A 14,412-nucleotide genomic window follows, 5' to 3' on the forward strand; every position below is an offset into this window, starting at 1 on the left:
ACACCTCGGGTGAACCAGGGCAAGGGGTGGTGCTTCTTCGGGCGGTGTCCAGCGTCCTGCGCCATCATGAGTCCATGACCTGGAACGCCGACTCCCTGCCCGATCAGACCGGACGCGTCGTCCTCGTCACCGGAGCGAACGCCGGCCTCGGCTTCTGGACGAGCCTCGGGCTCGCGCGAGCGGGCGCGGAGGTCGTTCTCGCGTCGCGGAGTGCGACCAAGACGCAGGCGGCGATGCGGGCGATCCGGGTGAAGGTGCCCGATGCCCGACTCAGTCACCTCCCCTTCGACACCTCCTCGCTCGACTCGGTGCGCGAGGCGGGCGAGCGACTCGCGGACCTCGACCGTCTCGACGCCCTCGTCGCGAACGCCGGCATGGTGCACATGCCGAAGGAACGGCAGGAGACGGGCGACGGCATCGAGCTGGTCTTCGCGACGAACGTCGTCGGCCACGCCGCCCTGCTCGCCGAGGCCCTGCCGGTGTTGCAGCGCACGGCGGATGCGCACGATTCCGCGCCGCGCGTCGTGCTCCTCGGAAGCCTCTCCACCCTGCTCGTCCGGTTCCACGGCGACGACCTGCAACTGCGGGACGGGTACAGCGGCTGGCAGGCGTACGCCCAGTCGAAGATCGCCCTCTCATCGCTCGGCTTCGAGCTCGACCGTCGGCTCGCGGCGTCGCACAGCACCGTCCGAGCACTCGTCGCGCACCCCGGCTACTCGGTCAACGGACTCGACCGTCGCGTCCCCGGCGTCAACGAGCCGACCCGCGGGCGCCGCTTCTCCGACACCCTGCAGTCCGTCTACGCGCAGAGCAAACAGCGGGGTGCCGAGCCGACGCTCCGAGCGGTCACCGACGAGGCGGCCGACGGTGGTTGGTTCTACGGTCCCCGGTGGTTGACGAAGGGTGACGCCGTCCGACAGACCCCGGCAGCGATCACGACCGATCGAGACGTCGCGTCGGCGCTCTGGACCGACCTCGAGCGGCTCATCGGCACGCCCATCCTCCCGACCTCCTGACCACAGTCGTCAGCGCACCGCCCTGGCACGAGCGCCGGGGAATCGGCCCCAGCGCGGTGCGCTCGCGTGACTGCGCCTCAACCGGCGTGACCGCAGGGCATGGCGCTGAGCGCACCCCTCCGGAGACCCGCGCTCGCGCCACAGACCCGCGCTGACGTCAGCGCACCGCGCTGGCGCAACCAGACCTCAGTCGGCGGGGGTCGCCGGCGGCTGCAGGACCCGCAACCACTCCTCGGTCTGCGCGACGTGCGCTGACGCCGCCCCGGCCGCCCCGACGGGGTCGCGCGAGAGGATCGCCTCGGTCATCGCCCGGTGTCCGCGGTTGCTGACGCGACGCAGCTCGTCGCCGGCGGGGAGGCTGAAGACGTCGTAGGCACGCGAGCGCGACCGGAAGACCTGCAGCAGGGCCGTCAGCGTGGCGTTCCCGGCCGTCCGCGCGATGAGTTCGTGGAACCGGTGGTCCAGCTCGCTCGACTCGGCGGGGTCGGTCGTCCGTTCCATCGCCTCCACGAGTTCGGCGAGTTCCGCGCGCACCTCGTCGCTCGCGCGAGCAGCCGCCTGCGAGGTGGCATGGGTCTCGAGCACCCGCCGCAGCTCGTACATCTGCAGGAGACCGTCGAGGGGGAGGAGGTCGACCGTGAGCGACAGGCTGCCGATGATCTCCTCGGGCCGGAGCATCGACACGTAGGTGCCCGAGCCGTGCCGCGACTCGATGATCCCGAGGGCGGCCAGCATGCGGACGGCCTCACGCAGGGACCCGCGGGACACGCCGAGTTCGTCGCAGAGCTCATTCTCGGCCGGGAACCGCTGCCCCGCCGCGAGCCGTCCCGACGCGATCATGTGTCGCAGGCCGTGGAACGCGGTGTCGACTGCGGACATGCGGCTCCTCCTCAGGGGTCGTCCCGCCATCGTAGCGGGCACTCGCCGGTGATCCGCGAGCCGCCCAGGACTGCGAGACGTCCGATGAATCCATGCTCGAACGTCAAGTCATCCGATGAATTGATCCCGAAACGACCTGGGTGATCACTTGTAACACGACAGAAACCCAAGTCATCAAACGTTGCCCCTATGGTTATCGGACAATCCACTGCATAATCGACTCGGAGGAACGTCACTGTGGACACTCGCACCATCGCACGGCCAGCGCCGCTCACGCTCGGCGACGGCCGACCGGCAACGGCCGGGTGGACGCTGGATCCGACCAAGCGTCACATCAACCACGGATCCTTTGGGGCGGTCCCGATCGTCGCGCAGGAGCACCAGCAGGCCCTCCGCCGCGAGATGGAGGCGGCACCCCTCACCTGGTTCCCGGCCCTCCCGGCCAAGGTCGGCGCGGCCCGTGTCGGGATCGCCGACTTCCTCGGGGCGTCCGTCGACCAGCTCGCCATGGTTCCGAACGCGAGCGCCGGAGCGAGCGTCGTCTTCTCCAGCCTCCCCGTGCAGCGTGGCCTCGAGATCATCGTCACCGACCACGGCTACGGCGCCGTCACGATGGGGGCCGAGCGACTCGCGCGTCGCTGGGGCGGCACCGTCCGGACCGCCCGCATCCCGCTCGACGCCGACGCGCAGACCGCCCACGACGCCGTCGTCGCCGAGTTCAGCGACCGCACGGCCCTCATCGTGATGGACCAGATCACCTCGCCGACCGCCCGACTCCTGCCGGTCCAGCAGATCGCCGCCACCGCGCGTGCCGCCGGCATCCCCACGCTCGTCGACGCCGCGCACGTCCCCGGCCTGTACGCCGATCCCATGCGCGACCTCGACTGCGACTTCTGGGTCGGCAACCTGCACAAGTTCGGGTGCGCCCCGCGCGGTGCCGCCGTCCTCGTCGCCCGCAGCCCGCTCGCGCAGGAGCTCTACCCGCTCATCGACTCCTGGGGTTCGCCGTACCCGTTCCCGCAGCGCTTCGACGCCCAGGGCACGGTCGACGTCACGAGCTACCTCGCCGCGGCGACCTCGCTCGGGTTCATCGAGGACATGTGGGGCTGGTCGGCCGCAAGGGACTACATGACCGAGCTCGCCGACTACGCCGTCGAGGTGGTCGCCGACGCCGTGACCGCCATCACCGGCGAGGACAGCCACGTCGACGTGGGCATGCCCGTCAACGCCCTCCGGCTCGTCAAGCTCCCGACCGGACTTGCGACGACCCACGCGACCGCCGACGGCCTCCGCGACCGCGTCTCCGCCGAGCTCGGTGTCGAGGGCGCGTTCACGAGCCTCGACGGGATCGGCTACGTCCGACTCTCCACCCACGTCTACAACACCCCCGAGGACTTCGAACACTTCGCCGAGCACGCCGTCCCGGTGCTCGCGCGATGGGCCGACGAGGAGCGCGCGGCCACGAGCTGAGCGCGGAACCGCCCGACCCGACACCACCACACCAGCACCACCGCACCCACCCCCGCAGCACCCCCACCAGCACCACTCAAAGGAGAAGCGAGCATGAGGAAGTCACGCGCAACGGCAGCCATCGGCCTGTCCGTCGTCACCGGCCTCGCCCTGTCGGCCTGTGCCGGCGGCGCGAGCGACGGCACCGTCACCCTGCAGATGGTCGAGAGCCTGACCAACCCCGCCCGGACCGAGGTCCTGAAGTCGCTCATCGCGGACTTCGAGGCAGACAACCCGAAGATCAAGGTCGAGCTCATCTCGCCGCCGACAGACCAGGCCGACCAGAAGATCACCCAGATGCTGCAGTCCGGCTCGGGCGTCGACGTGCTCGAGGTCCGCGACATCACCGTCGGCCCCTTCTCCACCAACGGCTGGCTCGACGACATGAGCGGCGAGCTCGAGGACTGGAAGGGCTGGGACGACCTCACCGACAACGCGACGAAGTACGCGAAGGGCGAGGACGGCAAGGTCTACTACGTGCCCTACGGCTTCTACGGGCTGAGCCTGTTCTACCGCACCGACCTCATCAAGGAAGCCGGTTTCGACGGGCCCCCGACGAGCTGGGACGACCTCCTCGAGCAGGCCTCGGCGATCCAGGACCCCTCGAAGAACCAGTTCGGCTACGCCTTCCGGGGCGGCACCAACGCGAACAGCAACGTCGTCGCGGCCATCGAGGCCTACGTCGCCGACGACCTCGACACCGAGAACGCGTTCAAGCTGACGAACGGCGACACGATCTTCTCCGCACCGGAGGCGCTCGACGCCGTCAACACCTACTTCGACCTCTTCAAGGAGGCTTCGCCGCCGTCGTCCGTCGCGTGGGGCTACCCCGAGATGGTCGAAGGCTTCTCGAACGGTTCGACCGCGTTCCTCCTGCAGGACCCGGAGGTCATCGCGACCGTCGAGCAGTCCGAGGCGATCACGGCCGAGCAGTGGAGCACCGCTCCGCTGTTGACCGGTCCGACCGGCAAGGCCGCGCAGCCCATGGCGACCGCGGGCTGGGGCACGGCGGCGTCGAGCGAGCACAAAGCCGAGGCCGCGAAGCTCATCGAGTTCCTCTCCGAGGACAAGCAGGCCACCACCTTCGCCCAGGAGAACAGCCTCGTCCCGATCGTCAAGAGCGCGGCGGACAGCGACTTCTACAAGACCGGCCCGTGGGCCAGCTACGTCACCATGAACGAGAACCCGGACACCTACCTGAGCGTCACGCAGCCGCGCGGCTCCTCCTGGTGGACCGAATGGATCCAGAAGTCCGACTCGGAGATCCAGCAGGTCCTCATCGGCCAGCTGACGCCGGAGAAGCTCCTCGCGGGCTGGGACGAGTACTGGACCGAGAAGTGGAAGAGCGAGTAACCGTCCATGACGACCACCACTGACGAAGCGGGTCGCATGCAGCAGCGTGCGACCCCGACACCCCCGGCCGGTCCCTCGCGGACCGCCGGCGGGCGTCGGCGGCGCACCTTCACGGTGCGCCGCGGCTTCGGCCTCCTCGCCTTCCTCGCCCCCGCGTTCATCTTCGTGGCGATCTTCATCTACTACCCGATGATCGCCGGCTCCCAGATGGCGTTCCGCAACTGGAACCTCGCCAACCTCACCGACACCTCCTGGGTGGGCTTCGCCAACTTCCTGGCCGTCTTCGCCGACCCCGCCTTCGGCAAGGTCGTCGCGAACACCGTGCTCTGGGTGGTGGCGTCGATCGTCCCGCAGTTCGTCATCGGCTTCGGCATCGCCCTGTGGCTGCGCCGGAAGTTCCGCTTCCGCGGTCTCTACCAGGCGATGATCTTCTTCCCGTGGGCCATCTCGGGCTTCCTCATCGGCATCCTGTTCCGCTGGATGTTCAACAGCGAGTTCGGCGTGATCAACGACCTGCTCCAGAAGGTCGGGCTGATCGACACCCCGATCCCGTGGCTGGCCGACCCGAACACCGCGATGTTCGCCGTCATCGTCGCGAACGTCTGGTACGGCGTCACCTTCTTCGCGATCATGATCCTCGCCGCCCTGCAGTCGGTGCCGGAGGACCTCTTCGAGGCCGCGGCGCTCGACGGCGCGGGCAAGGCGCGCATGCTCTTCCAGATCACGATCCCGTACATCCGCACGACGCTCGCCCTCACGGTGCTGCTCCGCGTCATCTGGATCTTCAACTTCCCCGACATCATCTACGGCATGACGGGCGGCGGTCCGGCGAACCAGACCCACATCCTGACGACCTGGATGATCGCGACCACCCAGCGCGGCGACTACGGCCGGGCCTCCGCGATCGGCCTCATCGTCGTCGCGATCCTGCTGGTGTTCACCGCGTTCTACCTGCTGTCCATGCGTGAGAAGAAGGTGAAGGCATGATCGACCAGGAGACACGGACCGCGAAGGTCGTCAAGTTCCTCTTCCTCGGGCTGTGGCTCGTCATCACGGTGTTCCCGCTGTACTGGATCGTCGTCACCTCGTTCAAGAAGCCGGGCGCGATCTTCTCCTACCCGCTGACGTACTGGCCGGAGGTGTTCTCGATCGAGAACTACCTCGGCCTGTTCAGCAAGGCGCAGTTCGGCACCTACGTCGTCAACAGCCTCATCGTGGCGACGATCGCAGCCGTCGTGGCGACCTTCATCTCGATGCTGTCGGCATACGTGTTGGCGCGGTTCGAGTTCCGGAGCAAGGGGGCGATCCTGCTGGCGTTCCTCGCCACGCAGATGATCCCGTCGTTCATCGCGCTCGGCCCGCTGTACCTGCTGATGACGCAGCTCAAGCTCGTCGACAACCGGTTCGGGCTCATCCTCATCTACATCGCGGTGTGCATCCCGTTCTGCACCGTCATGCTCCGAGGGTTCTTCGAGAACATCCCCGACGCCCTCGAGGAGGCGGCCATGATCGACGGCTGCTCGCGGTTCGGCGCGCTCTTCCGGGTGCTCGTCCCGGTGCTGAAGCCCGGGATCGTGGCGGCGTTCATCTTCAACTTCGTGAATTGTTGGAACGAGCTGTTCCTGTCGGTGACGCTCATCAACAGCGATGCGAACAAGACGATCCCGACGGCGCTCAACGGCTTCATCACGAGCTACAACATCGACTGGGGTTCCATGTCGGCGGCCGCCGTGCTGACGATCATCCCGACGATGGTGCTGTTCGCGTTTGCGAGCCGGTACATCGTGCAGGGCCTGACCGCTGGAGCGGTGAAGGGCTGACCCCGTACCACCCGGCCACTTTCGGGTGACCCGACGTCCGTTCGCCCACGCCTGGGCGAGCGGGCGTCGTCATGACGGTTCGACCATCGAACCTGCAAGCCAGCTGATAGTTCGACCGTCTAGCGAACACCAGGTGGATGATGAACCATGTTCGGTTCGAAGCAGACGACGAGGTCACTCCGCTACGCCCGCTACGGCGGGCCCGACGTACTCGAGTTCATCGAGTCCGAGATGCCGCATCCCAGATGGGGCGAGGTCGTGGTCGACGTCCTCGCGAGCGGCATCAACCACATCGAGGCGTTCGTCCGCGAGGGGCACCTCGCCGAGACGGTGCCGATCGAGCTGCCGACGGGGCAGGGGAGCGACTTCGCCGGATTGGTCCGCGAGGTCGGGACCGGTGTCGAAGGCTGGAAGCGGGGCGACGAGGTGATCGGTCACGCCGTCCGCGGCGCGCACGCGACCCAGGTCGTCGTCCCGGCGGCGTCGCTCGTCCGCAAGCCGAAACGGGTGAGTTGGGAGGAGGCCGGCGGGCTCTACCTCGCTGGACTGACGGCGCTCGACACGCTCGACGGGCTGCACCTCAAGCAGGGTGACACCCTCGTCATCTCGGCGGCGGCCGGTGGGGTCGGGAACATCGAGGCGCAGCTGGCGAAGTTCGCGGGCGTGCGGGTCATCGGCACGTGCGGTGAGCGCAATCACGACTTCCTGCGGGAGCAGGGCGTCAAGCCGGTCGTCTATGGCGAGGGCATGGCGGATCGGATCCGCAAGCTCGCGCCAGAGGGCGTGACGGCGTTCATCGACAACTTCGGTCAGGACGGCCAGGAGCTCGCCTTCGAACTCGGCGTCCCGCCGGAGAAGTACCGGTCGAGCGAGGATCGGAAGGCCATCGAGCTCGCCGCGCTGGAGCCGGACGAGGAGTTCTCGGCGCACGCCACGAAGCAGCTGCAACGCCTCGCGGAGTACGCCGCCGACCACGCGTTGAAGGTCGTCGTCTCGGCGTTCTACCCGTTCGACCTGATCATCGACGCGTTCGAGGATCTCGAGCGGCTGCACGCGCGGGGCAAGATCATCGTCGGTATGCGCCCTGCGAACCCGGAGCGCATCGTCAAGCAGCGAGACCTGCACGACGCCCGACCCTGACGACGGTCAGCGCGGTGCGCTGACCCGAGACGTCGGGTTCCGGCGCCAGCGCGGTGCGCTGATCCGAGATGCTCCGTCCCGGCGTGGGCGCGGGTCCAGGGCGTGATCGCGACCCTCCGGAGACCCGCGCTCGCGCATGTGGGGCGCGCTCGCGTCAGCGCACCGCGCTGGCGACCGGGCAGGGAGGGCGGGGCTAGTTGAAGATGAAGCCGAGGACGGTCGCGCCGCCTCCACCGAGGACGAGCGCGACGACGAGGACCCAGGCGACGAGCCGCTGACGACGCTTGCGCTGCTCGCCCCATTCGGCCAGTTCCCGGTCTTCGCTGCTGCTCATCACCCCAGCCTACCGGCGGGGTTCTCGCCGGGCATCAGGCGGCGGCCGGGACGAGCGCCTTCACCGACGTGGTCCTCGCCCGGGCGATCGCGAACGTCGTCGCGGCAAGCGATCCGAGGAGCCAGAGGACGAGACCGACGACGCCGGCCGCTGCTCCCGTGTCGCCGATCGCGATCGCCTGCAGGCCAACGAGCGCCGGTGCGATCGGCAGGAAGGTGAGGATCTGGTCGAGCACCTGGGGAACCGTCGCGATGATCCCGGTCGCCAGGCCGATGATGGCGACGATCATCGAGATGAACCGTCCCGCACCGCCGAAGAGGGCGTTGAGGGCTTGGTTTGCCGCGGCGAACACGAGGCCCGCGAGCACGGCGATCCCGGCGAAGGCGGTCCACCCGGAGGGGTCCAGGTCGAGCAGCGGTGCGGTGATCACGGCGACGAGCAGGCCCTGCAGCATCCCGATCGCCCCCGCCGGCACGAAGGCACCGAGTGCGAGCCGCAACGAGGACCGCGTGGACCCGAACGCCCGCGAGGGGACCGGCCGCAGCACGAGGAAGCTCGCGAGCGCACCCAGCCAGAGGGCGAGGACGGCGTAGAAGGGAGCGCTGTTCGTGCCGAAGGACACCGTCGCCGAATCGCCGGCCGAGACCGGGTCGGCGACGACGTCCGCGAGCGTCTGCCGGTCGGAGCTCGTGTAGGTCGGCAGGCTGTCGACCGCGCTCTGCAGACCGGACGCGAGCGAGGTGATCCCGCCGGACAACGTTCCGGCGCCCGAAGCAAGCTGGTTCGACGCGTCGGCGAGCTGGGTCGTACCCGTGGCCGCTTGACCGGCACCGTCGGCGAGGGCGGACGCACCCGTCTGCAACTGCGCCGTGCCGCTGGCGGCCTGGGAGGCGCCGTCGGCGAGCCCGGACGCACCAGCGGCGATCTGGGCCGCCGCCGCGTTGAGCTGCGCAATGCCCTCGACGAGGGCGGGCATCTTGGAGGAGAACTGCGTCGCTCCTGCCGCCAAACCGGCCGCACCACCGGCGGCCTCGGCGGTGCTGTCCGCCAGTGATGCGGTGCCCGGGTAGTCCGTGGCCGCGCCGACGGGTCCGCCGCTCGCGACCGTGGTGGCGAGTCCACTCGCCGCCGCGACGTCAGCGCAGTACGTCGCGGAAGCTCCGGACGCAGCGCACTCGGCGGTGAGCGACGCGAGTTGCGCGGCCACCGCGGCCGTGAGCTGCTTGGTACCCTGGGCGCCGGCCGACAGGTCGGCGAGCCCCGCGGACACGTCGTTCGCGCCGCCGGCGATCCCCGCCGCTCCACCGACCAGCCCCGGGTTCTCGGTCGTCCCGTCACCCTGCGCCCCGGCGTTCAGTGTCGCGGCACCACCGGCGAGCTGGCTCGCTCCGCCGCTCAGTTGCGACGCACCGGACGAGAGCTGCGTGGCGCCGTCGGCCAGCGCATCCACGCCGTCACTCAGCTGCGTCGCACCCGACGACAACTGCGTCGCGCCCGTGGCGAGCTGCGTGGTGCCGTTCGCGAGTTGCTGCGCACCCTGCGCGAGCGAGAGTCCGCCCGTCGACAGCTGCTTCGCGCCGTCGGCGGCCTCGCCGAGCTGGTCGTGGAGGGTGTTGAACCCGACGTAGACGTTCTCGAGGTAGGTGGTGGTGAGCTGCCGACCGAGGAGCGAGGCCGCGGTCTGCGTGATCGTCTGGGAGATGGCGTCGTCGACGAGCTTGCTGCGGTCGCTCGTCGTCACGTCGAGGCGGGCGCGCTCGGCGTCGGCGGCGTCGCCGGAGAACGAGGTCGCCGCCTTCGAGAAGTTCTCCGGGATCGTCACGACGGCCGTGTACGAACCGTCGGCGAGGCCCGCCTTCGCGTCGGACGCGTCGGTGATGACCCAGGTGTAGTTGGTCTTCTGGTCGCCGTCGACGAGGCCCGCGGAGAGCTGGCGTCCGAGCGGCACGGTCTGGCCGTTGACGGTCACCGGCTTGTCGTCGTTCACGATGGCGGCGGTCACCTGACCGAGTCGTTCCGCCGGGTTCCACAGCGCCCAGACGAGTCCGCCGGCGATGACGAGCGGCACGAGGATGAGGCCGATGATCGAGACGACCGTGATGCCCTTGCCGGAGCGGGCCCGTTCGAGGCGGTTCAGGATGGTGCTCATGCGTCGACCTTCGATTCAGCGATGGCGGTGGGAGTTGAGGAGGTGGCGGCGCGGTCGAGGTCGAGTACCTCCGGCGCCGTGGTCGGCAGGACGTCGGCGAGCGAGGACGCGTCCGCGGTGCCGACGACGATCGTGAGCGGCCGACGCGAGCGTTCCGCGGCTCTGGTCGCCGTCAGGAGGTGCTCGTACAGTCCGCGTCTCGTGTCGTCGTCCGGCACGGTGTCGACCCCGTCGAGGACGATGACGGCCGGGCGTTCGGCCAGCGCCGAAGCGAGCGTCCCGGCGGGTTCGCCGTGGTCGAGACGGACGTACGCGACGCGGGACCGGACGGCCCCGGCGCGGACCGGCAGGACCAGACCGGCGACCTTGAGTCGGCCGTGGTCGGGTTCGAGGCGACCGGCCAGCGTCAGCAGGAGGGCGGTGACCGAAACCGGGCGCGCGCCCTGCACCGCGAGCACGCCACCGACGGCGACCGTCGTGTCGACGTCCTCGTACAGCGGGCCGTTCGCACCGGCCAGGGTGACCCCGGCGGCGGCGATGGCGACCTCGTCACCGTTGCGCCACTCGCGCAGCTCGAGTTCGCGCTGCAGGCCCTCGCCCTCGACGTCGAAGGACGGCAGGATGCGGTCGAGCCACTTCGGCAGGTACCAGGCGTGGTCGCCGAGGAGCGCGAGCACCGCCGGCACGAGGGTCATGCGCACGATGAACGCGTCGACGAAGACGCCGACCGCGAGCCCCAGGGCGATGGGTTTGATGTTCGTGTCGCCCTCCGGCACGAAGGCGGCGAAGACCGCGAACATGATGACGGCGGCGGCGGTGACGACCTTCGCCGAGCCGAGGAAGCCGGTCTCGACGGATCGCCTCGCGAGTCCCGAATGGACGAAGTCCTCGCGCATCCGGGAGACGAGGAAGACCTCGTAGTCCATCGCGAGTCCGAACAGGACACCCATGAGGATGATCGGCATGAAGCTGATCACCGGACCGGTCCTCGCGACGTGGAGGGCCTCGGCGAACACGCCGTGCTCGAAGACGAGGGCCACGACGCCGAACGACGCGGCGACCGACAGCAGGTAGCCGAGGGTCGCCTTGATCGGCACCCAGATGGAGCGGAAGACCATCGTCAGGAGCACGAGCGACAGGCCGACGACGATCAGACCGAAGGGGAGGAGGGCGCCGCCGAGGCGGTCGGAGATGTCGATCCCGATGGCCGTGAACCCGGTGACCTGGAGGTCGACGTCGTACTCGTCCTGGAAGTACTGGTGCAGTCCTCGGATCTCGGCGACGAGGTCCTTCGTCGCCTGGGAGTCGGGACTGCCGCTCGGGATGACCTGGATGATCCCGGTGTCGGCCGTCGCGTTGGGGGTGGCGAGCGGGACGGCGGCGACGCCGTCGAGTCCCTCGATCTCCTGCTTGAGGTCGGCCATGAGTCCGAGCGGGTCGGTACTGCCGACGATGCCGCCGGTGACGATGAGCGGCCCGTTGAAGCCCTCACCGAAGTGCTCGGAGACGAGGTCGTATGTCGTGCGGGCTCCGTCGCCCTCCGGCAGGGAACCGGCGTCGGGGAGCGCGAGTCGGAGTGACAGGGCGGGGATGGCGAGGGCGCCCAAGACGGCGACGACGGCGACGATCGTGACGATGGGGAGACGCGTGACGCCGCGCACCCAGCCGAGGAAGAAGCGGTTGGGGTGCCCTTCGACAGGCTCAGGGACCGCGGTGTGCGGCTCAGGGACCGAGTCCTGCTGCCCTTCGACAAGCTCAGGGACCGCGTGGTGGTGCTCAGCGGCAGCGCCCCGAGCCGCCGCGCGCTTGCTGGCAGGCCTCGCCTTGGGCCGGAGGCGTTCGCCGGCGAAGCCGAGCATGGCCGGGATGAGGGTGAGCGAGATGACGACCGCGATCGCGACACCGACAGCCGCGGCGACACCCATCGTCGTGAGGAACGGGATGTTCGCGACCGCCAGCCCGAGCAGGGCGATGATGACCGTGAGGCCCGCGAAGATGACGGCGGAGCCGGCCGTGGCGGTCGCCCTGGCAGCTGATTCGGCCGGGTCGAGCCCGCTGCGCAGGCCGTCCTGGTGTCTCGAGATGATGAACAGCGCGTAGTCGATGCCGACGGCCAGGCCGAGCATGAGCGCGAGCATCGGTGTCGTGGAGGAGATCGGTCCGAAGACCGTCGCCACGAAGATGAGCGCCATCGAGATGCCGACCCCGAGCAGTGCGGTGATGAGCGGCATGCCAGCGGCGAGGAAGGAGCCGAAGGTGAGGATGAGGACGACGAGCGCGACGACCACGCCGACGAGCTCGATGACACTCAACGTCGGCAGGCTGTTGCTGAAGAGCTGCCCGCCGAGGGACGACTCGGCGCCGGCCGGGAGGGCCTTCGCGAGGCTCGCCTCCGCGTCCTCGACGTCGCTGATCGTGGCGGCGGTGATGTCGGTCTGCGCGCCGTCGAACTGGATCGAGATGAGCGCCGCCCGCTGATCCTCCGAGACCGCCCCCGTCACGTTCTCGTCGAAGGGGGAGACCGCCTGCTCGACCTGCCCGATGTCGCCCAGGGCGGTGACGGCGTCGTCGATCGCCGACCGGACCCCGGCGTCCTCGACGGTGTCGCCCTTCGGTGCGACGACGATGATCTGCGCCGAGGCACCGGCCACCTGCGGGAAGGTGTGGTCGAGCGAGTCGAGCGCCTCCTGCGACTCCGTGCCGGGGATGGAGAAGGCGTTGTCGGTCCCCTGATTGAAGAGCAGCGCGCCGCCACCGGCGAGGGCGAGCACGGCGATCCAGAGGATCAGCACGAGCTTGCGGGCGCCGAACGCCCAGCGGCCGAGGGTGTAGAGCAGTGAGGACACGCGTCGCTCCTAAAGAGGTCGGCGCTGCTTGCAGGCGAGCCGACGGAGATGTTCGGACAGGATCGATACAGCGGTGTATCCGATACACGACTGTATTGGATACAGTGGTGTATCGGCAAGAAGTCGGTCGAGCTGTCAGTAAGGTGTCAGGATGCGCGTGCACGAAGCGGTCGAGTCCCCGAGCGACGAAGCGCCGGTCGAGTCTGCGCGTCGGCAGCGGACGCGCGAGCGACTCGTCGACGCCGCCTACGAGGTCTTCGCCGAGTTCGGCGTGCACGCGGCGTCGGTCGAGCAGATCAGTGAGCGCGCGGGCTTCACCCGCGGCGCCTTCTACTCCAACTTCGACTCGAAGGAGGAGCTGTTCTTCGCCCTCGAGTCACGCGAGAACCAGCTCCGACTCGATCGTCTGGAGGCCGGACTGCAGGCGGTCAGCCCGTCGCTCCTCGATGCGGCGGGCCGCTACACCGAGGGCTCGCTCGAGGCCCTGATCCGTGCCTTCCTCGAGCTCCAGCCGGACGACCGCCGCTGGTGCCTCGTGCAGTCGGAGTTCCGGATGCTGGCGATGCGCGACGCCGACGTCGCAGCCCGCTACCTCCAGCACCAGGAGAGTGCGGGTCAGCAGCTCGCCGCATGGCTCGACCAGGCGGCCGGACTCGCACACGTCCGGTTCACGATCCCGACGCCCGACATCGCGAACATCGTCGTCGCCCTCTACGAGTCGGCCATCCAGACGGCCGTGCTCATGGACCCGGACGGCGACGAGGGCTCACCGCGCGAGCTCGCGATGCGCACGCTCCCGGCCATCGTCCGCGCCCTCACGGAGTCGATCACCGACTGACGTCAGGCCGACTCGCCGGCTCGATCCGGCTGCAGCGCCTGGGCCAGCATGACGATGATGCCGCTCGGTCCGCGCACGTAGCTGAGCTTGTACACGCCCTGGTAGTCCGCCACACCGCGGAGCGGATGGCAGCCGTGGCGTGCGGCGATCGCCAGCGCCTCGTCGATGTCGTCGACGGCGAACGCGACCCGGTGCATGCCGATCTCGTTCGGACGCGTCGGCTCCGTCTCGATCGCTGCCGGGTGGAGGTACTCGAAGAGTTCGAGGCGACCGTGACCGTCCGGGGTCTGCAACATGGCGATCCTGGCGTGGTTGCCGTCGAGGCCCACGGCCGTGTCGGCCCACTCGCCGCTCACCGTGTCGCGGCCGACCACGGTGAGGCCGAGGTCGGTGAAGAAGGCGATCGTCGCCTCGAGGTCGCGGACCGCGATCCCGACGTTCTCGAGTCTGATGTCCATGGGCTGCACGCTACCCGGCCGCGCGGGCCCGATCCAGGGTCTCCTGGAACGGGCCCACGTCGGAGCAGTC

At 69.3% G+C, this 14,412-nt stretch carries 12 protein-coding genes; 7 read left to right on the top strand and 5 right to left on the bottom strand.

What is annotated here, in order from left to right; all coding sequences use genetic code 11:
- The first annotated feature begins 74 nt into the window (after window positions 1–74).
- The gene (locus GV015_RS07205; RefSeq protein ID WP_159877622.1) at window positions 75–1,016 is read left to right on the top strand and encodes an SDR family NAD(P)-dependent oxidoreductase; all 942 of its coding nucleotides are present in this window, start codon (window positions 75–77) and stop codon (window positions 1,014–1,016) included.
- A 186-nt stretch (window positions 1,017–1,202) separates the two neighbouring features.
- On the opposite strand, the gene GV015_RS07210 is transcribed toward GV015_RS07205, so the two are convergent.
- Window positions 1,203–1,895, bottom strand: a complete 693-nt coding sequence (locus GV015_RS07210; protein WP_159877624.1) for a FadR/GntR family transcriptional regulator — start codon at window positions 1,893–1,895, stop codon at window positions 1,203–1,205.
- Window positions 1,896–2,132: 237 nt separating this feature from the next.
- On the opposite strand from GV015_RS07210, the gene GV015_RS07215 reads away from it, so the two are divergent.
- The 5 genes from GV015_RS07215 to GV015_RS07235 all read left to right on the top strand — a co-directional run bounded on the left by GV015_RS07215 (window position 2,133) and on the right by GV015_RS07235 (window position 7,717).
- Window positions 2,133–3,365, top strand: a complete 1,233-nt coding sequence (locus tag GV015_RS07215) for an aminotransferase class V-fold PLP-dependent enzyme (RefSeq protein WP_159877626.1) — start codon at window positions 2,133–2,135, stop codon at window positions 3,363–3,365.
- 93 nt (window positions 3,366–3,458) lie between these two features.
- Window positions 3,459–4,757: a sugar ABC transporter substrate-binding protein gene (locus tag GV015_RS07220; RefSeq protein ID WP_064294151.1), complete on the top strand. Its 1,299-nt coding sequence runs from the start codon at window positions 3,459–3,461 to the stop codon at window positions 4,755–4,757.
- A gap of 6 nt (window positions 4,758–4,763) precedes the next feature.
- Window positions 4,764–5,744, top strand: coding sequence for a carbohydrate ABC transporter permease (locus GV015_RS07225; protein ID WP_236555364.1), 981 nt, complete (start codon window positions 4,764–4,766; stop codon window positions 5,742–5,744).
- Window positions 5,741–6,577, top strand: a complete 837-nt coding sequence (locus tag GV015_RS07230; RefSeq protein WP_085511878.1) for a carbohydrate ABC transporter permease — start codon at window positions 5,741–5,743, stop codon at window positions 6,575–6,577. Before GV015_RS07225 ends, GV015_RS07230 begins: the two co-directional genes overlap by 4 nt.
- 147 nt (window positions 6,578–6,724) lie before the next feature.
- Window positions 6,725–7,717 carry an NADP-dependent oxidoreductase gene (locus GV015_RS07235; RefSeq protein WP_159877628.1) on the top strand — a complete coding sequence of 331 codons (993 nt, stop codon included), beginning with the start codon at window positions 6,725–6,727 and terminating at the stop codon, window positions 7,715–7,717.
- A 193-nt stretch (window positions 7,718–7,910) separates the two neighbouring features.
- On the opposite strand, the gene GV015_RS19030 is transcribed toward GV015_RS07235, so the two are convergent.
- From GV015_RS19030 to GV015_RS07245, 3 genes are read right to left on the bottom strand one after another with little or no spacing between them, the layout of a single operon-like run.
- Window positions 7,911–8,051, bottom strand: a complete 141-nt coding sequence (locus GV015_RS19030; protein ID WP_194643820.1) for a hypothetical protein — start codon at window positions 8,049–8,051, stop codon at window positions 7,911–7,913.
- A gap of 34 nt (window positions 8,052–8,085) precedes the next feature.
- Entirely contained in the window at window positions 8,086–10,200 is a 2,115-nt protein-coding gene (locus tag GV015_RS07240) for a YhgE/Pip domain-containing protein (RefSeq protein WP_159877630.1), read from the bottom strand.
- The gene (locus tag GV015_RS07245) at window positions 10,197–13,046 is read right to left on the bottom strand and encodes an MMPL family transporter (RefSeq protein WP_159877632.1); all 2,850 of its coding nucleotides are present in this window, start codon (window positions 13,044–13,046) and stop codon (window positions 10,197–10,199) included. The genes GV015_RS07240 and GV015_RS07245 overlap by 4 nt, the downstream gene beginning before the upstream one ends.
- 151 nt (window positions 13,047–13,197) lie before the next feature.
- Here GV015_RS07245 and GV015_RS07250 point away from each other — a divergent pair, with 151 nt between their 5' ends.
- Complete coding sequence (locus GV015_RS07250) at window positions 13,198–13,884, top strand: TetR/AcrR family transcriptional regulator (RefSeq protein ID WP_159877634.1); 687 nt, start codon at window positions 13,198–13,200, stop codon at window positions 13,882–13,884.
- A gap of 2 nt (window positions 13,885–13,886) precedes the next feature.
- Here the strand turns inward: GV015_RS07250 and GV015_RS07255 are convergent, their stop codons facing one another.
- On the bottom strand, window positions 13,887–14,342 hold the full coding sequence (locus GV015_RS07255) for a VOC family protein (RefSeq protein ID WP_159877636.1): 456 nt from the start codon (window positions 14,340–14,342) through the stop codon (window positions 13,887–13,889).
- Window positions 14,343–14,412: the final 70 nt, after the last annotated feature.

Source organism: Plantibacter sp. T3 (genome assembly GCF_902506515.1).
Classification (GTDB): domain Bacteria; phylum Actinomycetota; class Actinomycetes; order Actinomycetales; family Microbacteriaceae; genus Plantibacter; species Plantibacter auratus.